Origin of the sequence: Acrocarpospora sp. B8E8 (assembly GCF_039871605.1) — a bacterium.
GTDB lineage: Bacteria > Actinomycetota > Actinomycetes > Streptosporangiales > Streptosporangiaceae > Acrocarpospora > Acrocarpospora macrocephala.
On the sequence record NZ_JBDPLV010000110.1, the window covers coordinates 1 to 17,369 of the forward strand.

The window sequence follows — 17,369 nt, forward strand, 5'->3', positions numbered from 1 at the left end:
GCGTCGGCGCCGTCCCCCGGCCCGAAATGCATCAGGTACCGCTCCAGCGCTTCGACCGCCGTGCGATAGTTCTCGGGAAGCCGTCTGACCCGCGCCTTGTACTGCCGCCAGCGCCTCTTGTCCTCCAGCGACCCGGTGATCACCTCCAGGTACTTCAGGTAGCGGCTCTTCGGCTCGTTCGACCCTGTGTCCATGGCTACTTACCTCCTTCGCGGAGCTGTTCGAGCCGTTCGGCGAGGAAGCTCCAGTTCCTCCAGAACTCTTCGAGATACTCGCGCCCCCGCGCGTTCAGGGAATACACCTTGCGCGGCGGCCCCTTCTCGGACGGGACCTTCTCCACGTCGACGAGACCGCGCTGCTCGATCCTGATGAGCAGCGCGTAGATGGTGCCCTCGGCGATGTCGGCGAAGCCCTGATCCCGCAGCCACGCCGTGATCTCGTAGCCGTACGCGGACCGGCCGGACAGGATCGCCAGGACGATGCCCTCCAGCGTTCCCTTGAGCATCTCCGTCACCTGCTTGCCCACGGAACACCCCTCAGCTATTCAGTGTCGCTGACTACCAGTACACGGTAACACTGACTACTGGTATATAGCAACACCAAGTAGCTGAGAGACATGCCGAGGCCGCGAGCGTGTGGGTGCAGGCGACCTGATCACTGCTCGTGAGCGAGCGCTGATCATGGGCAGGACCCGGCACGAGAACCCCCGCACCGCCCTGCGCTACGTCAAACCCGGGCCTGAGGCCATCACCAAGATCACCGAGGTCCTGTCCGCGGGCAGAGCCTTGATCTATCCCCTGACCAGCAGGGCGACGCACTCCACGTGGTGGGTCATCGGGTATTGATCAAAAGCGCGGAGTTCGGCCAGGTCGTAGCCGAGTTCGGCGAACCAGTTGAGGTCGCGGGACAAGGTGGCCGGGTCGCAGGAGACGTACACGATCCTGCTGGGGGTCAGCGACGCGATACGGGTGACGACCGGGCGGCCGAGGCCGGAGCGAGGTGGGTCGCAGACGACGAGGTCGGCCTGCTGGATGTCGAGGCGGTCGAGGGCCTCCTCGACCTTGCCGCGCTCGGTCTGGGCCTGCGGGAGGTCGCGGAGGTTGTGGCGGGCGTCCTGGACGGCAGGGGGTTCGGATTCGATGCCGAGGACGGCGCCGGAGGGGCCGACGGCTTCGGCCAGGGCGGCGGCGAACAGGCCGACACCGCAGTAGAGGTCCAGGGCCCATTCGCCGGGTTTGGGCTGAGCGAAGTCGAGGACGGCGTTCTGCAGGGTGGCCGCGGCGGCGGGGTGAACCTGCCAGAAGCCGCTGGCGGAGACGCGGTAGTCGCGGCCGGCGACGTGCTCGGTCAGGGTGCCCTTGCCCTGGAGCACGCGGGTGCCGCGGCGGCCCTCGTCCAGCATGATCGAGGCGTCCACGTCGGGGATGCGGACGTCGCGGTGGGGTTTGGGGGTGACGACGACCGCGCGGTCGCCACCGGTGGCGGCGATGAACTCGACGGTGGCCGCGCCGCGCCAGCCTTCGGTGGAGACGCGCAGGTCCTCGATGGCGGGGTGGGCGATCAGGCAGGCGTCGATGCGCTCGATCTCGTGCGAGCGGTGGCGGCGCAGGCCGAGGCGGCCGTCGCGGTCGGCGGCGAACTGCACGCGGGTGCGCCAGCCGAGGCCGTCGGGCGTCCCGGGCACCTCCTCCACGACCACCTCGCGGGTGATCCCGGCCAGGCGCTGCAACTGCTCGGCGACGACGTCAGCCTTGAGGCGGCGCTGCGCGGCCAGCGAGGCGTGCTGCCAGTCGCAGCCGCCGCAACGGCCGGGACCGCTGAACGGGCAGGGCGGCGTGACCCGATCCGGTGAAGCCTCCAAAATCTCGACAGCGTCGGCGCGCAGGAACCGGGTGGTCTCCTCGGTGACCCGGGCCAGGACCCGCTCCCCCGGCAGCGCATGGCGGACGAACACCACCCGTCCCTCGTGCCTGGCCACACACCATCCACCATTGGCCACCGCGCCAACCGTCAGTTCGAGCATCCCTCCATCATGCCTTGAGCTGAGTGTCGTCACGCCCGTACGGCCTGCGCACCTGCCCCGGCGCGGACGGCTCGGGCCGCCCCGTCAACCGATCGGCGGACTCCAGCTGCCACGGCACGCTCGTCACCATCACCCCGGGCTTGAACAACAGCCGCCCCTTGAGCCGCAGCGCGCTCTGGTTGTGCAGCAGATGCTCCCACCAGCGCCCGACCACATACTCGGGAATGTAAACCGTCACCACATCCCGCGGCGACCGCCGGCGCAGCGACCGCACGTAGTCCAGGATCGGCCGCGTGATCTCCCGGTACGGCGAGTCCAGGATCTTCAACGGCACCGGAATCCCGCGCCGATCCCACTCCTCCTGCAACCGGGCCGACTCCTCCTGATCCACGCCCACGCTGACCGCCTCCAGCGTGGACGGCCGGGTGGCCCGCGCGTACGCCAGCGCCCGCAGGGTGGGCTTGTGCACCTTGGAGACCAGCACGATGGCGTGGTTGCGCGCGGGCAGCATGGAGGTGTCCAGGTCGCCCTCCGGCGCGGCCAGCTCCGCGGCCACCGCGTCGTAATGGTGCCGGATGGCCTTCATCATCAGGAACAGCACCGGCATCGCGATGCAGACGATGAACGCGCCGTGGGTGAACTTCGTCACCAGCACCACCATCAGCACCAGACCGGTCATCACACCGCCGAAGCCGTTGATCACCCGCGACCGAATCATGTGCAGCCGCAGCTTGCCGTCGGTCTCGGTGCGCAGCAGCCGCGTCCAGTGCCGGACCATCCCGATCTGGCTGAGCGTGAACGACACGAACACGCCCACGATGTACAGGTTGAGCAGGCGGCTCACGTCCGCGTCGAAGGCCCAGATGAGCAGGCAGGCGGCGGTCGCCAGGATGACGATGCCGTTGCTGAAGGCCAGCCGGTCCCCCCGGGTGTGCAGCTGGCGGGGCAGGTAGCGGTCCTGGGCGAGGATGGAGCCGAGCACGGGGAAGCCGTTGAACGCCGTGTTGGCGGCCAGGAACAGGATCAGCGCGGTGACCGCCGAGATCACCACGAACAGCACGGTGTCGGCCCCGAAGACGGCGGCGGCTACCTGGGAGATGATCGGCTCCTGGTAGTAGTCGGCCCCGACCGGTTGGCCGTCGGGGCCGAGCAGGCCGTGCGCGACATAGGTCGGGTCGGCGACCGTCACCCCGGATTTCAGGCCGAGGAAGATGATCCCGCCGAACATGGTGACGGCGATCAGGCCCATCATGAGCAGCGTGGTGGCGGCGTTCTTGCTCTTCGGCTTGCGGAACGCGGGCACCCCGTTGCTGATCGCCTCCACCCCGGTCAGCGCCGCGCAGCCGGACGCGAAGGCCCGCAGCACCAGGAAGACCAGGGCGAACCCCGCCAGGTCCACCTGTTCCGAGACAACGTCGAAGCCCTCGGTGGGCGCGTGCAGGTCCTGCCCGAGCACGAACATCCGGACCAGACCCCAGCCGATCATGAAGATGACGGCCGCCATGAACGTGTAGGTCGGGATGGCGAAGGCGATCCCCGACTCGCGGATGCCGCGCAGGTTCATCATGGTCAGCACGACCACGATGGTGATGGCCACCCCGGGCTTGTTCTCGCCCACGAACGGAATGGTCGCGCCCACGTAGTCGACGCCGTTGGCCACCGAGACGGCCACCGTCAGCACATAGTCGACCAGCAGCGCGCTGGCCACGGTGAGGCCCGCGTTGGGCCCCAGGTTCTTGGTGGCCACCTCGTAGTCGCCGCCCCCGCTCGGGTAGGCGTGCACATTCTGCCGGTACGACGCGACCACGGTGAGCATGATGACCACCACGGCCAGCGCCACCCACGGGCTGAAATGGTAGGCGGCCACGCCCGCGATGGAGAGGATGACCAGGATCTCCTGCGGGGCGTACGCGACGGAGGAAAGCGCGTCGCTGGCGAAGACGGGCAGCGCGATGCGCTTGGGGAGCAGCTGCCCATGCAGCTCGGTGCTCCTCAATGCGCGCCCAACCAGCAGGCGCTTGGTAAAATCCGTCACTTTTGACACGTCTGAAGATGCTAGCCGTCCTGGACCGGGCCAGCGCACGCGGCACTCGTTCCGCGCGCCATACTGGGCTCATTGAACTGGGCGCACAGACCGGCGGGGAGCATGCACATTGTGATCATGGGGTGCGGGCGGGTGGGTTCGACCCTCGCGCACATCCTTGAGGACAACGGCCACTCGGTCGCGATCATCGACCGGGATCCGCAGGCATTCCGGCGGCTGCGTTCGGGCTTCCGTGGCCGCCGGGTGACGGGCATGGGTTTCGACCGGGACGTGCTGGAGGAGGCCGGGATCGAGTCGGCCCAGGCCTACGTGGCGGTCAGCAGCGGCGACAACTCCAACATCATCTCGGCCCGGGTGGCCAGGGAGACCTTCGGGGTCGACAACGTGGTGGCCCGCATCTACGACCCCCGGCGGGCCGAGGTCTACCAGCGGCTGGGCATCCCGACGGTGGCGACCGTGCGGTGGACCGCCGACCAGATCCTGCGCCGGGTGCTGCCGGAGGGCGCCGAGCCGCTCTGGCGGGACCCGACCGGCACGGTGGTGCTGGCCGAGGTGACCTTCAACCCGGCCTGGATCGGGGCCCGGGTGCGCGAGGTGGAGTCGGCCACCGGCGCCAGGCTGGCGTTCATCAACCGGATGGGCGAGGCGCTGGTGCCCAAGGACGACACCGTGGTCCAGGAGGGCGACATCCTGCACGTGGTGGCGGCCGGCAACGAGATGGAACGGGTCAACAAGGTGCTGTCCGGCATTCCGGTCGAGGAGAACTGATGCGCGTCACGATCGCGGGGGCGGGCGCCGTAGGGCGGTCGATCGCGGCCGAGCTCCTGGAGAACGGCCATGAGGTCCTGCTCATCGACATCGACCCCAAGGCCATCAAGATCGACAGTGTGCCGCGGGCGGAGTGGCTGCTCGCCGACGCCTGCGAGATCACCGCGCTGGACGAGGCCGGCCTCAACGCCTGCCACGTGGTGATCGCCGCCTCCGGCGACGACAAGGTCAACCTGGTCGTCTCCCTGCTGGCCAAGACGGAGTATGGCGTGCCCCGGGTGGTCGCCCGCATCAACCACCCCAAGAACGAGTGGCTGTTCAACGAGTCCTGGGGCGTGGACGTGGCCGTCTCGACGCCGCGCCTGCTCAGCGCCCTGGTCGAGGAGGCGGTCAGCGTCGGCGACCTGGTCCGGCTGATGACGTTCCGCCAGGGCCAGGCCAACCTGGTCGAGCTGACCCTGCCCGAGGACGCGCCGGTGGTCGGCCAGCGGGCCGGTTCGGTGCCGTGGCCGACCGATTCGGTGCTGGTGGCGATCCTGCGCGAGGGCCGGGTGCTGGTCCCGTCGGCCGACGACCCCCTGGAGGCGGGCGACGAGCTGCTGTTCGTGGCCAGCCAGGAGGTCGAGGAGGAGCTGGGCCAGCTCCTGTCGCCGCACTAAACCTGAGGCTGTACGGCCGTGCGGCCGCGGGCGAGCACCCAGCCGACCGTGGCCAGCGCGGCCAGGTAGACCGGCCAGCCGAGCGCGACCTTGGCGATGCCAAGCCAGAACACCTGCCCGGCCAGGTAGAGCGGGATCTGCACGGTCAGCTTGATCAGGCCGGGCAGCACCATGATCCACGAGACCTTGGTGCAGAGCTTCACGATGCCCTTGTCGCGGTGCCAGGCCAGCGGGTCTTCGGGGTTGGTGGCCCCGAGCATGAACCCCATGAACGGCCAGCGCACCAGGATCGAGAAGATCATGATGGCCTCGACCACCGCGATCCACAACATGCCGGGCAGGAAGGCGTCCTCGGCCTTGCCGCTGCGGAGTGCGAAGAACGCGCCGATGCCGATGCCGAACAGGCTGTTGAGCACGAACTGCGGGGTGGATCGCTGCACGATCCGGGCCACCAGCAGCGCGGCGGCGAGGCCGCCGCTGAGGATGAGCGAGAGCTGCAGCTGCTCGGTGAAGATCCAGGCCAATGTGAACGCGATCGTGGGCACGGCGGCCTCGATCGTGCCCCGCCTGCCGCCGAACGCCTTGGAAAGCTGAGCCCGGACGGCGGCTTCTACCGTCTCGTACGTCTCCGCGGGCTGCGGAACCGTAGCGGTGGGCTGCACCGGCACGGCCTCATCGGCAGTACTCACTCGTCGTTCACCGTTTCCTAGTTTTTCCGGAAATTTCCGGATTCAGCCGGTTGGGCGCAGCTCGTATCGCGGGTTGAACATGACCTTGCGGCCGTCCTGCAGGCTCACCAGGCCCTCGGCCCGGACCACCCGGCCCGGTTCGATCCCCACGATCTTCCGGCGGCCGAGCCAGACCAGGTCGATCACATCCGACCCGTCATACAGCTCGGCCTCCAGTGCGGGCGCGCCGCCGCGGGGGCGGAGCGTCACCGTACGCAGCGTACCGGCCACGCAGAAACGTTGCCGCTCGGCGCACGAGGCGATCGGGGTCGCGCCGTGCCGGTCGAGGTCCTCGCGCAGTTCGGCAGCCTCAAGCTCGGCCTGGCTGCTGGTCAGGCGCCGGAAGAAGGCGCGCAGCCCGCCAGATCCACCCTTACGTTGAGGCTCCTGAGTTGTCATGATTTATCAGCCTAGGCGATGCTTACCGCCCGGGGCCAACCGGCGATGCTACCGAATTTCGGCGATCTCGGGGCCGCGCTCGAACGGGTTCCACTCCGGCTCCGGCTCCTGCTCCATGGCCTGCCGCGCCTCGGCGGGCAGCCGCAGCGCGATCGCCTCCTTGGGCGCCATCGGCTCGTCCCCCCGGACCACCACGATGTCCTTGATCACGTTCTCCAGCGGCTCCGCGGCGGCCGGGTCGACCGCGGCGGGACCGCTGACCACCGCGCGCAGGAACCAGCGCGGCCCGTCGATGCCGAGGTAGCGGACCGGCTGCTTGGCCTCGCCCGGCTGCTGGGGCACCTGGGCCGCCAGCTCGATGCCGAACGGGCCCTCCCGCTCCTCCACGGTGCCGCCGGCGACGCCGACCTCGCGGACCAGCTCGGCCCTGACCTCGTCCCAGATGCCGCTGCGCTTGGGCGCGGCGAAGGCGTGCACCTGCAGCGCGCTCTCCTCCACCAGCACCAGCGCGCCGATGATCTGGTCGCCCGCCACCTGCAGCTGGACTTCGAAGCCGGCCCCGATGGGCAGCAGCAGGCCGCCCAGATCGACACGCTCGGCGGTCGGATACCCCTCGTCCGCGTCCCACGGACCTGACTCGCGGACCGGCACGGCCGGTTCCGTCTCGGGCGGGGCCGCCATGGGCTCGGCCGCGCCGCGTCGGCGTCGGAACACGTCTTTCACACTCCTTGACTTGATTCTATCTGCCGGTGGAGCCGAACCCCCCGGCGCCGCGCGCCGAGCCGGGCAGCCGTTCCACCTCGTGGAAGGCCGCTTTCTCCACCCGCTGGATGACCAGCTGGGCCACCCGGTCGCCGCGCCGCAGCCGGACCGCGTCCTTGCTGTCGGTGTTCAGCAGCGTGACCCGGATCTCACCCCGGTAGCCGGCGTCGACCGTGCCGGGCGCGTTCACCAGCGTGACACCGAACCGGGCGGCCAGGCCAGAGCGCGGGTGCACGAAGGCCGCGTACCCATCGGGCAGCGCGATCGCCACCCCGGTGCCGACCATGGCCCGCTCGCCGGGCAGCAACTCCACGTCCTCGGCCGCGTAAAGGTCCGCGCCCGCGTCTCCCGGATGCGCGTACGACGGTAATGGCAGCTCGGGGTCGAGCCGGTGAATCAGGACCTCGACACTCATGAACTGAAACCCTACCGGCTCGGCGTCTCCGGCACGGCTTCTCCCGCGCCTGGTGGGGGCGGTGTTTCTGGTGGAGTTCCAGGAGCGGGGGGAAGCGCGGGCGGCTCGTCCTTGCGCAGCTCGGGCAGGGCCCGGTAGATAACCGCGGCCACCGGCACGGCCACGGCGGCCCCGGCGATGCCGCCGAGCACGCCGCCCACGGCCAGCACCAGGATGATCGCCAGTGGGTGGAACTCCAGCGCCCGGCCGACGATCAAGGGCTGCAGCACGTGGTTCTCCAGCTGCTGCTCCACGATCAGGATGCCGACGAAGACCAGCGCGTACACCCAGCCCTGGGCGCCGAACACGACCAGGGTGGCGATCGCCCCGGCGAAGAAGATACCCACGATCGGGATGAAGCTCGCCAGGAACACCAGCACGGCCAGCGGCGCCCAGAGCGGCACCCGCATGCCCGCCAGCACCACGCCGATGATCAGGCCGTGCACGGCGGCGACGGCCACCGTGCCGAGCACGTAGTGCGACAGCGTGCGCCAGGCCGCCCGCCCGGCCCGGTCCACCCGGGGCGCCGCGCCGCCGAACGCGCGCAGGAACCAGGACCAGATCCGGTCCCCGTCCTTGAGCAGGAAGAAGGTGATGAACAGCAGCAGCACGATGGAGGCCAGCACCTCGATGATCGCGGTCGCGCCGCTGAGCACGGTGCTGGTGATCTGGCCGCGCTGCTGGTCCAGCTGCCGGGTCAGCTCCTCCACGAAGTCGGCGATCTGCGCCTCTTTCAGGTGGAACGGCCCGGTGATCAGCCAGTTCTGCGCGTCCCGCGCGGTCTGCTGGATCTGCGCGACCAGGCCGGGGAACTCCTCGTTGGCGCGGACTCCGATGATGAAGCCCACGCCGCCGATGAACGCGAACGCGACCAGCATGGTGATCCAGGTCGCGTAGATGGGCCGCAGCCCGGCCGCGCGCAGCCGGTTGGTGAGCGGGAAGAGCAGCGCGGTCAGCAGGAACGCGATGGCCACCGGCAGGGCGACGAAGCTGAGCCTGGCGATGATCATCGCGACCAGGTAGATCAGCGCGCCGATCACGATGACCCGCCAGCTCCAGGCCGCCAGGGTGTTCAGGATGGGCGGCACCCCGGGCCCGCCGCGCCGGTGCGGCCGGTCTCGTTCCGAAATCTGACGCTCCCTATCCGAGATCACTCATCCACACTGGCACGCGCCGCCCAGGAACGCGCAGCCATTTATTAACGAGAAACCCAGCCCGCATAACCGCCGACCAGGCCACTCGTCGCCGCGCCTGTCTAGATCGCGCCCTTTTTCATGAATTTTCGATAACCGTGTCCACCGTGAGTGGCCCGTCTCCCCCGTCGAGGACGAACTCCTCCACGTTCCCGGCCGCGCAGAGATCATCGGCGGCCAGCCGGACCAGCCCGGCCGCGGCGCCGGTGACGTCCAGCCGGGAGATCTCGGCGCGCATCGAGAGCTTGGCCGCCGATTTGGCCTTGCGGACCTGGCGCAGCACCTCGGCGACGGCCTCCAGCACGGCGGGGTCGCCGTCCAGACCCGCCGGGACCGGCCAGACGGCGCGGTGCACCGAGCCGGGCCGCCACCAGGACCAGACCTCCTCGGTGACGAACGGCAGGAACGGCGCGAACAGCCGCAGCAGCACGTCCAGCGCGTGGCGCAGGGCGGCCACGGCGGAGGCGTCGCCCTCGTAGGCGCGGGCTTTGACCAGTTCGAGGTAGTCGTCGCAGAACTGCCAGAAGAAACGTTCCGTCCGCTCCAGCGCGCGGGTGTAGTCGTATGCCTCGAACGCCTCGGTGGCCTCGGCCACCACCGCGTCCAGGGCGGCCACCATGGACAGGTCGATGGGCGCGCCGATCGGCCCGTCCTGCTCGCCGAAGCCGAGGATGAACTTGGCCGCGTTGAGGATCTTGATGGCCAGCCGCCGGCCGATCTTGATCTGGCCGGTGTCGAAGGCGGTGTCGGTGCCGGGGCGGCCGTTGGCGGCCCAGTAGCGCACGGCGTCGGAGCCGTACTCCTCGAGCAGGCCGAGCGGGGTGACCACGTTGCCCTTGGACTTGGACATCTTCTTGCGGTCGGGGTCCAGGATCCAGCCGGAGATGGCGGTGTGGGCCCAGGGCAGGGCGCCCTGTTCCTGGTGGGCGCGGACCACGGTGGAGAACAGCCAGGTGCGGATGATCTCGTGGGCCTGCGGGCGCAGGTCCATCGGGAAGACCCGCTGGAACAGGTCCTCGTCGCGCTCCCAGCCGGCCGCGATCTGCGGGGTCAGCGAGGAGGTCGCCCAGGTGTCCATCACGTCGGGGTCCCCGGCGAAGCCGTACGGCTGCCCGCGGCGCGCCTCGCTGAACCCGGGCGGGGCGTCGCTGGACGGATCCACCGGCAGCATGTCCTCCGGCGGCACGATGGGCGCCTCGTGGATGGGCTGGCCCTCGGAGTCGAGCTGGTACCAGACCGGGATCGGCACCCCGAAGAACCGCTGCCGGGAGATCAGCCAGTCGCCGTTGAGGCCGCTCACCCAGTTGTCGTAGCGGACCCGCATGTGCGGCGGGTGCCAGGTCAGCTCCTTGCCCCGGTCGAGCAGTTCCCAGCGCAGCTTCTCGTCCCTGCCGCCGTTGCGCACGTACCACTGCCGGGTGGTGACGATCTCCAGCGGCCGGTCGCCCTTCTCGTAGAACTTGACCGCCCGCAGCACCCCGCGCGGCTCGCCCTCCAGGTCGCCCGACTCGCGCAGCATCTGCACCAGCCGCTCGCGCGCGCTGTGGGTGGTCTTCCCGGCCAGTTCCTTGTACGGCTCCGCCGGCACCCCCTCCGGCGGCTCCGGCAGCAGCCGCCCGTCCCAGCCGATGATCGCCCTGGTGGGCAGATCCAGCTCGCGCCACCAGGTCACGTCGGTGACGTCGCCGAACGTGCAGATCATGGCGATGCCCGAGCCCTTGTCCGGTTCGGCCAGGTGGTGCGCGAGCACCGGCACCTCGACCCCGAACACCGGCGTGCGCACGGTGCTGCCGAACAGCGGCCGGTAACGCTCGTCGTCCGGGTGGGCGACCAGCGCCACGCAGGCCGGGATGAGCTCGGGCCGGGTGGTCTCGATCCAGACCCGCTCCGCGAAGCCCTGTGCCTGCTGCTCAGGCGTCAAATGGAAGCCGATGCGGTGGAACGCACCAGGATAGTCCCGGTCCTCCAGCTCGGCCTGAGCCACGGCGGTGCGGAAGGTGACGTCCCACAGCGTGGGCGCCTCCGACAGATAGGCCTCACCCCGCGCCAGATTGCGCAGGAAGGCCCGCTGGGACGCGGCCCGGGAGGCGTCGTCGATGGTGGCGTAGGTGAGCGACCAGTCCACGGAGAGCCCGAGCCGCCGCCAGAGTTCCTCGAAGGCCTTCTCGTCCTCGACGGTCAGCCGCTCGCACAGCTCGATGAAGTTCCGCCGCGAGATCGGCACCTGCTGCTTGCCTGGCTTGTCCGGCGGCGTGAACCCCGGGTCGTACGGCACCGAGGGGTCGCAACGCACCCCGAAATGGTTCTGCACCCGGCGCTCGGTGGGCAGCCCGTTGTCGTCCCACCCCATGGGATAAAAGACCTCACGGCCGCGCATCCGCATGAACCGGGCGATCGTATCGGTGTGAGTATAGGAGAAGACGTGACCGACGTGCAGGGACCCGGAGACGGTCGGCGGCGGCGTGTCGATCGAGTAGATCTGCTCGCGCGTCCTGGACCGGTCGAAGCGGTAGGTCCCGTCGGCCTCCCAGCGGCCTACCCATACCGTCTCCAGCCCATCAAGGGTGGGACGTTCTGGTGGCACGATTCGCTGAGTCGTCATGCCACCTCATGGTATGGCGTCGGCTTGGCCGTGGCTGGCACAGACTAGGGTCGTTACCGAGGAGGAATCACCGAGAAGAGGAATCATGGCGGGTACGGAAGAGAAGCCGGACATGCAGTGGCGGATCGTGGGCGGTCTGGTGGGACTGGCCGTGGGCTTCCTGTCCAAGAAGGTGCTCTCCTTCGCGTGGGAGAAGGCGACCGGAAAGAAGCCGCCGGCCAACACCGACTCGCCGGACGTGAGCCTGGGCGAGGCGGTGGCCTACGCGGTCGTGATGGGCCTGGGCATGGAGGTGGCCAGGATCGTGATGACCCGGGCCGCGGCCAAAAAGTGGTACAGCTGGAAGGCCGCGGCACAGGCCGTTCAGGACGAGATCAAGGACTAGCTCTCCAGCGCCGTCAGGAACTCGTTCGCCCACCGGTCCACGTCGTGGGTGGCGACCCGGCGGCGCAACGAGCGCATCCGGCGTCCCAGCTCGTGCGGGGGCGCCTGCATGGCGGCCATCATGGTCCGCTTCATGCCGTCGACGTCGTAGGGGTTGACCAGGTAGGCCTGTTTCAGCTCATCGGCCGCCCCCGCGAACTCGCTCAGCACCAGGGCGCCGCGCAGGTCGTGGCGGCAGGCCACATACTCCTTGGCGACCAGGTTCATGCCGTCCCGCAGCGGGGTGACCATCATCACGTCGGCGGCGCAGTAGAGGGCGGCCAGCTCCTCCCGGCCGAAGGACTGGTGCATGTAGGTGATGGGGGCGCGGCCGATCTCGCCGTACTCGCCGTTGATCCGGCCGACCTGGAGCTCGATGTCGTTGCGGAGCCGGATGTACTCCTCGACGCGTTCCCTGGTCGGGGTGGCGACCTGCACGAACACCGCCTCGCCCGGCTTCAGCCTGCCCTCGGCGAACAGCTCGCCGTAGGCCTTGAGGCGGGCTCTGATGCCCTTGGTGTAGTCGAGGCGGTCGACGCCCAGCAGCACGTGCTCCGGGTCGCCGAGCTCGGCCCTGATCTCCTTGGCCCTGGCCATCACGTGGGATTCGCGGACCAGCTGGTCCAGCTCCCCGAAGTCCACCGAGATCGGGTACGCCTCGGCCCGCACGGTCCGGCCGTTGTCCAGCTGGATGTCGTTCTTGACCGTCGAGACGCCCAGCATCTTCCGGCAGAGCCGGACGAAGTTGGACGCGCCGCCGGGACGCTGGAAGCCCACCAGGTCGGCCCCGAGCAGCCCTTCCAGCAGTTCGACGCGCCACGGCAGCTGCATGAACAGCTCGCCGGGCGGGAATGGGATGTGCAGGAAGAACCCGATTTTCACATCGGGCCGGAGCTTGCGCAGCATGCTGGGCACCAGCTGGAGCTGGTAGTCCTGCACCCACACCACGGCACCCGGCGCGGCGGCGTCGGCGGCGGCCCGGGCGAAGCGGTCGTTGACCGCGCGGTAGGCGTCCCAGAGCACGCGGGAGTAGATCGGGGGGGCCACGACGTCGTGGTAAAGCGGCCACAGGGTGGCGTTCGAGAAGCCCTCGTAGTAGAACTCGACCTCCATCGAGGACAGCGGCACCGGGATGAGGTGCATGCCGTCGTGATCGAACGGCTTGAGCTCCTCCCCCGCCGCGCCGGTCCAGCCGAGCCAGGCCCCGTCACGCCGCTGCATGACGGGCGCGATCGCGGTCACCAGACCGCCAGGACTTCGGCGCCATTGTTTTTCGCCCACTCGGTCGACCGGCAACCGGTTCGCGACGATCAGGAACGAGCTGGTGCCACGCATGAGCCCTCCAGTGAACCATCGCCTTGGGACCACCATACGTAAGGTCCCCGGGACGGCACATACCCCCCACGAAGTGCACAATTCAGGACCAAAGCTGTGAGAATGATCTCCCGCAGGTCGGCAGCCATGACCGAGAGGTTTAGACCATTTGGTTACAGTTTGATATCAAACTGAAGAGCCAGGTGGCAAAGCGCGCTGGCGGCGCAGATCCGCCCGTACGGCGGCGGCCAGCCGTTTGGTCGCGACCCGGTTGAGGGTGCCGCCCGCGACGGCCCCGGTGAGGAACGGGCCAAGGGTGGTGAGATGGCGCCCGAGCGTGCGCATCAGGCGGTTGCGCAGCGAGGTCTTGGCCGCCGCGCCGAGTGCCAGCGTGACCGTCGCCGGGCTGAGCGGGTCGACCCCGCGCTGTTTGGACCAGGCCACGGCGAACTGGGCGGCGCGCTGGCCCCCGTTGCCCTGCACCTGGATTCCGTAGGCTTCGTGCAGCTCGGCCAGGAGCTTGACCTCGATCGCAGCCACGACCAGGGTTTCCGCGACGAGCTGCGCCGGAGCGGAGAGCAGCAGTGGAGGGGCGGCGAACTCGGCCGCCGCGAGGGCGCCCCCGACCGCGCCGACGGCCGTGGTGGCCTTCACCGCGGTACGGACCAAGTCGTCGGCCAACTGCTCGCCGGTCAGGCCGTAGTGATGCTCCTGGAGGGTCGCGAGGTCCCGGATCGGGAGTCTGGGCGCGATGTTCATGAACACATCGGCCAGCCAGCGGCCCCGCCCGACCCCGGACGTGCCCGCCTTCCTGGCGGAGACGACCAGAGCCTTGCTGAGACGGCCGAGCAGCCGTCGCCGCTCGGCCCCGTCCGTCTCCGCTGGGGACCCGTCCTGTTCGACGAGCTTGCCGACGAGCTCGGCTACCTCGTCCGGTCTTTCCCTATCCGGTGGTTCCTTCGATCGATCCGCTTCAGAAGCCATCCACGGCCCCTTTCTTCGGTGGACCCTCTCCCTCAATCAGGCGGCACACTCGCGGCAGACCTGTTGCCCGTTCTTCTCCGACGCGAGCTGGCTGCGGTGATGCACCAGGAAACACCGGGAGCAGGTGAACTCGTCGGCCTGCCGTGGTATCACCCGGAGCGAGAGCTCCTCGTTGGACAGGTCAGCCCCCGGCAGCTCAAGCGACTCGGCCAGGTCGGTCTCGTCGATGTCGATGCTGCCCGACGACTTGTCGCTGCGCCGCGCCTGGAGTTCCTGAAGGCTGTCCTCATTCAGGTCATCGTCGGTCTTGCGCGGGCTGTCGTAGTCGGTAGCCATGTGCGTACTCCATCCCCCTCATCTATCTGTCTGCGCGTCGTCGCGCGATCTAACGCTCGGAAGGCCAATCTTGTGCCCGCATCTTCCGGGAGATTTTGCAATCGGTACCCCGGAAGGGCGGACACTGAACCTTCCGACACGCGGGACGCCGTTCCCGGCAAGGCTCCAGTTAGCCAAATATGGCGAAACCACAGCATTGGCGGGATGACCCACCGCGTTCGACGGCACATCCAACCACATGTGCGGGGCTGATGTGCAGCAGGGTCGTATCAGCGCGCCGACGGAGTCGTCACGGGCGGTCCACCCGCGAGTCGCACCGTCACCACGAGCCCGCCCCCGTCCCGGGGGACGGCGGTCACCGTGCCCCCATGCGCGCGGACGATGGCCCGCACGATGGACAGACCCAGCCCCGCGCCCTTGGCGGACTCGACCCGATCGGCGTGCAACCGCCGGAAGGGCTCGAAGAGGCTGTCCACCTCGTACGCGGGCACATGCGGTCCCGTGTTCGCGACCTGAACAACGGCACCCCCCTCGACAATTCCCGAACGCACCCAGACCTTTCCCTCGCCCCCGTTGTATTTGATGCCGTTCTCCACGAGATTGGCCACGCAGCGCTCCAGCAGCACCGGATCGCCCATCGTGGAGGCCGGATGCAGATCATGGTCGACCTGCACGTCCTGCTGGAGGGCCTGCGGGAGGAGCTGCTCGATGGCCGTCTTGGCCACCTCCTGGACGTCCACCGGCTTGCGCACCGACAGCTCGCGCTCGCTGCGGGCCAGCAGCAGCAGGCCCTCGATCAGCCGCTCGTTGCGGGCGTTGGTGCCCAGCAGGGTACGGCCGAGCACGCGCAGGTCGGCGGAGGCCTCCGGGTCGGACAGCGCCACCTCCAGCACGGTCCTGTTGATCGCCAGCGGCGTGCGCAGCTCGTGCGAGGCGTTGTCCACGAACCGGCGCTGGGCGTCGAAGGCGATGTTCAGCCGGGTCAGCATGGCGTCGAAGGTGTCGGCCAGTTCCTTCAGCTCGTCGTCCGGGCCGTGCAGGTCGATGCGCTCGTGCGCGAGCGAGCTGCCGGAGAGCTTCCTGGCGGTGGCGGTCATCTGCATGATCGGTTTCAGCGCCCGGTCGGCGACCACGTAGCCGAGCATGACGGCCAGGATGCCGATGCCGAGCAGCGCCAGCAGCCCCCGGGTGATCAGCCCGCTCAGCACGGTGGTGGTGACGTTGGCGTTCCTAATGGTGATCTCTTGATCCCAGTAATCGATCAGCTCCTGCGGGATGCCCCGCGGCACCGTCAGGTTGACTTTCAGCGCGCTGTCGAGCACCGGGCGGACCAGGATGTACATCACGATCAGCAGCAGCGCCCCAGCCACGAAGAACAGCGTGCTGTAGGTGATCGTGAGCCGCCAGCGGATGCTCATCCGGTCCGACAGCGACTTGAGGCGGTTGGCCAGCGGGGGCAGCGGGCCCGGGTGCGCGCCGGGCGGGGGCGGGCCGTCCCAGGCGGGCGGGCCGCTCGGAGGCGGCGGAACCTGGCTGCGGTAGGGCCCCGTGCCCACCGGTGACATCATCCGTGGCCCCCGCTGGGGTGCGGTGTCAGCCAGATCGCGCGGTTCGCTCACAGCTTGTATCCCACCCCTGGCACGGTCTCGATGACCTGAGGCTCACCGAGCTTCTTGCGCAGCGTCATCATGGTCACCCGGACCACGTTGGTGAACGGGTCGATGTGCTCGTCCCAGGCCTTGTCCAGCAGGTCCTCCTGGCTGACCACGGCGCCCTCCGCGCGCAACAGCTCCTCCAGGACGGCGAACTCCTTCTTGGTCAGGGCGATCTCGGCGCCGTCCCTGGTGACCAGGCGTTTACCGGGATCGAGCCGGACGCCGGAGCGTTCGAGGACCGGGGGCAGCGCGGGCGCCGAGCGGCGGCCGAGCGCGCGGACCCTGGCGATCAGCTCCAGGAACGCGAACGGTTTGGCCAGGTAGTCGTCGGCGCCCAGGTCCAGGCCCTCGACCCGGTCGTCCACGTCGCCGGCGGCGGTGAGCATGATGATCCTGGTCGCGGTGCGGTCGGCGACCAGCCGCCTGGCCACCTCGTCCCCGTGCACCTTGGGCAGGTCCCGGTCCAGCACGACGACGTCGTAGTCGATGTAGGAGGTCTTCTCCAGCGCCTCCGCGCCGTCGTAGGCCACGTCCACCGCCATCGCCTCGCGGCGCAGGCCGGTCGCGATCGCGTCGGCGAGCACCCGCTCGTCCTCCACCACCAGTACTCGCATGGACATCCTCCTCGTGACCCGCGCTGACGCCTCATTCTCCCGCTTCGGCCGGTAAGCCCACGGTAAGCGGGCGAGCACCGCACAAAATCTCCTGGTTTAGTGTTACCCGGACTGTGGGTAAAGGAGGCACACACACCCCTCTGTCCGATGCCGGGGAAGGCACGTCCTCCCCAGGCGGACCGCTGAGAAAGAAGGTGAGATGGGCGAGTTCACGACCACGATCGAAACCCGGCTCGACCAGGCCTATAAGGGACTTCAGGAGGCCAGGAACAGCGGCGACGATTTTCTCGCCGACACCCTCACCGCCGAGATCGAAGATCTCCGGAGGCTGGCCGACGACCACGGCATCCCGCTTCCGCGCTGACCGGCGTTACGTTCGCCCCGCCCCCATCGGCCTACCGGCCGGTGGGG

At 69.1% G+C, this 17,369-nt stretch carries 20 protein-coding genes; 5 read left to right on the forward strand and 15 right to left on the reverse strand.

Translation table 11 applies throughout. The annotated features are described in order from the left end of the window. Both ABGB08_RS50650 and ABGB08_RS50655 read right to left on the reverse strand, forming a co-directional pair. A partial coding sequence (locus ABGB08_RS50650) for a DUF1048 domain-containing protein (protein ID WP_347606449.1) occupies nucleotides 1-194 on the reverse strand: 194 nt, incomplete at its 3' end. A 2-nt stretch (nucleotides 195-196) separates the two neighbouring features. Further along, complete coding sequence (locus ABGB08_RS50655) at nucleotides 197-526, reverse strand: PadR family transcriptional regulator (RefSeq protein WP_347606452.1); 330 nt, start codon at nucleotides 524-526, stop codon at nucleotides 197-199. 109 nt (nucleotides 527-635) lie between these two features. Between ABGB08_RS50655 and ABGB08_RS50660 the strand changes: the two genes are divergently transcribed. Then, nucleotides 636-845, forward strand: a complete 210-nt coding sequence (locus ABGB08_RS50660; RefSeq protein ID WP_347606454.1) for a hypothetical protein — start codon at nucleotides 636-638, stop codon at nucleotides 843-845. Here ABGB08_RS50660 and ABGB08_RS50665 read toward each other — a convergent pair. Together ABGB08_RS50665 and ABGB08_RS50670 are read right to left on the reverse strand one after the other, a co-directional pair. Further along, on the reverse strand, nucleotides 791-2,023 hold the full coding sequence (locus tag ABGB08_RS50665) for a class I SAM-dependent RNA methyltransferase (protein ID WP_347606457.1): 1,233 nt from the start codon (nucleotides 2,021-2,023) through the stop codon (nucleotides 791-793). The two genes, ABGB08_RS50660 and ABGB08_RS50665, sit on opposite strands and share 55 nt — an antisense overlap. A gap of 7 nt (nucleotides 2,024-2,030) precedes the next feature. Continuing rightward, nucleotides 2,031-4,067, reverse strand: coding sequence for an APC family permease (locus tag ABGB08_RS50670; protein ID WP_347606460.1), 2,037 nt, complete (start codon nucleotides 4,065-4,067; stop codon nucleotides 2,031-2,033). A gap of 102 nt (nucleotides 4,068-4,169) precedes the next feature. Between ABGB08_RS50670 and ABGB08_RS50675 the strand changes: the two genes are divergently transcribed. Beyond that, entirely contained in the window at nucleotides 4,170-4,835 is a 666-nt protein-coding gene (locus tag ABGB08_RS50675; RefSeq protein WP_155361462.1) for a TrkA family potassium uptake protein, read from the forward strand. After that, nucleotides 4,835-5,494: a TrkA family potassium uptake protein gene (locus tag ABGB08_RS50680; RefSeq protein WP_155334868.1), complete on the forward strand. Its 660-nt coding sequence runs from the start codon at nucleotides 4,835-4,837 to the stop codon at nucleotides 5,492-5,494. Before ABGB08_RS50675 ends, ABGB08_RS50680 begins: the two co-directional genes overlap by 1 nt. Here ABGB08_RS50680 and ABGB08_RS50685 read toward each other — a convergent pair. From ABGB08_RS50685 to valS, 6 genes are all read right to left on the reverse strand, one after another. Continuing rightward, complete coding sequence (locus tag ABGB08_RS50685) at nucleotides 5,491-6,183, reverse strand: DUF3159 domain-containing protein (protein WP_246269216.1); 693 nt, start codon at nucleotides 6,181-6,183, stop codon at nucleotides 5,491-5,493. The genes ABGB08_RS50680 and ABGB08_RS50685 overlap by 4 nt on opposite strands. 42 nt (nucleotides 6,184-6,225) lie before the next feature. After that, nucleotides 6,226-6,621: an OB-fold nucleic acid binding domain-containing protein gene (locus tag ABGB08_RS50690; protein WP_155361461.1), complete on the reverse strand. Its 396-nt coding sequence runs from the start codon at nucleotides 6,619-6,621 to the stop codon at nucleotides 6,226-6,228. Between the two features lie 48 nt (nucleotides 6,622-6,669). Then, on the reverse strand, nucleotides 6,670-7,335 hold the full coding sequence (locus tag ABGB08_RS50695) for a DUF3710 domain-containing protein (RefSeq protein ID WP_347606465.1): 666 nt from the start codon (nucleotides 7,333-7,335) through the stop codon (nucleotides 6,670-6,672). Between the two features lie 25 nt (nucleotides 7,336-7,360). Continuing rightward, entirely contained in the window at nucleotides 7,361-7,798 is a 438-nt protein-coding gene (gene dut, locus ABGB08_RS50700; protein WP_155361460.1) for a dUTP diphosphatase, read from the reverse strand. Between the two features lie 11 nt (nucleotides 7,799-7,809). Continuing rightward, nucleotides 7,810-8,925 (reverse strand): AI-2E family transporter, encoded by a 1,116-nt coding sequence (locus tag ABGB08_RS50705; RefSeq protein WP_347606468.1) that lies wholly within the window; start codon nucleotides 8,923-8,925, stop codon nucleotides 7,810-7,812. Between the two features lie 184 nt (nucleotides 8,926-9,109). Continuing rightward, nucleotides 9,110-11,632: a valine--tRNA ligase gene (valS, locus tag ABGB08_RS50710; protein WP_347606471.1), complete on the reverse strand. Its 2,523-nt coding sequence runs from the start codon at nucleotides 11,630-11,632 to the stop codon at nucleotides 9,110-9,112. Nucleotides 11,633-11,717: 85 nt separating this feature from the next. Between valS and ABGB08_RS50715 the strand changes: the two genes are divergently transcribed. Continuing rightward, a complete protein-coding gene (locus tag ABGB08_RS50715) occupies nucleotides 11,718-12,017 on the forward strand; it encodes a DUF4235 domain-containing protein (protein ID WP_347606474.1) in 300 nt (99 codons plus the stop codon). Here ABGB08_RS50715 and ABGB08_RS50720 read toward each other — a convergent pair. The 5 genes from ABGB08_RS50720 to ABGB08_RS50740 form a co-directional block, all read right to left on the reverse strand. Beyond that, nucleotides 12,014-13,390, reverse strand: coding sequence for a trehalose-6-phosphate synthase (locus ABGB08_RS50720; RefSeq protein ID WP_155351380.1), 1,377 nt, complete (start codon nucleotides 13,388-13,390; stop codon nucleotides 12,014-12,016). The genes ABGB08_RS50715 and ABGB08_RS50720 overlap by 4 nt on opposite strands. Nucleotides 13,391-13,555: 165 nt before the next feature. After that, on the reverse strand, nucleotides 13,556-14,353 hold the full coding sequence (locus ABGB08_RS50725) for a hypothetical protein (RefSeq protein WP_347606476.1): 798 nt from the start codon (nucleotides 14,351-14,353) through the stop codon (nucleotides 13,556-13,558). Nucleotides 14,354-14,389: 36 nt separating this feature from the next. Beyond that, nucleotides 14,390-14,689 carry a DUF4193 domain-containing protein gene (locus ABGB08_RS50730; protein ID WP_030505490.1) on the reverse strand — a complete coding sequence of 100 codons (300 nt, stop codon included), beginning with the start codon at nucleotides 14,687-14,689 and terminating at the stop codon, nucleotides 14,390-14,392. A 269-nt stretch (nucleotides 14,690-14,958) separates the two neighbouring features. Continuing rightward, nucleotides 14,959-16,245, reverse strand: a complete 1,287-nt coding sequence (locus ABGB08_RS50735; RefSeq protein ID WP_347606480.1) for a HAMP domain-containing sensor histidine kinase — start codon at nucleotides 16,243-16,245, stop codon at nucleotides 14,959-14,961. A gap of 59 nt (nucleotides 16,246-16,304) precedes the next feature. Then, nucleotides 16,305-16,958 carry a response regulator transcription factor gene (locus ABGB08_RS50740; RefSeq protein WP_155361457.1) on the reverse strand — a complete coding sequence of 218 codons (654 nt, stop codon included), beginning with the start codon at nucleotides 16,956-16,958 and terminating at the stop codon, nucleotides 16,305-16,307. A 199-nt stretch (nucleotides 16,959-17,157) separates the two neighbouring features. Between ABGB08_RS50740 and ABGB08_RS50745 the strand changes: the two genes are divergently transcribed. Further along, the gene (locus tag ABGB08_RS50745; RefSeq protein ID WP_170322029.1) at nucleotides 17,158-17,322 is read left to right on the forward strand and encodes a hypothetical protein; all 165 of its coding nucleotides are present in this window, start codon (nucleotides 17,158-17,160) and stop codon (nucleotides 17,320-17,322) included. Nucleotides 17,323-17,369 lie beyond the last annotated feature (47 nt).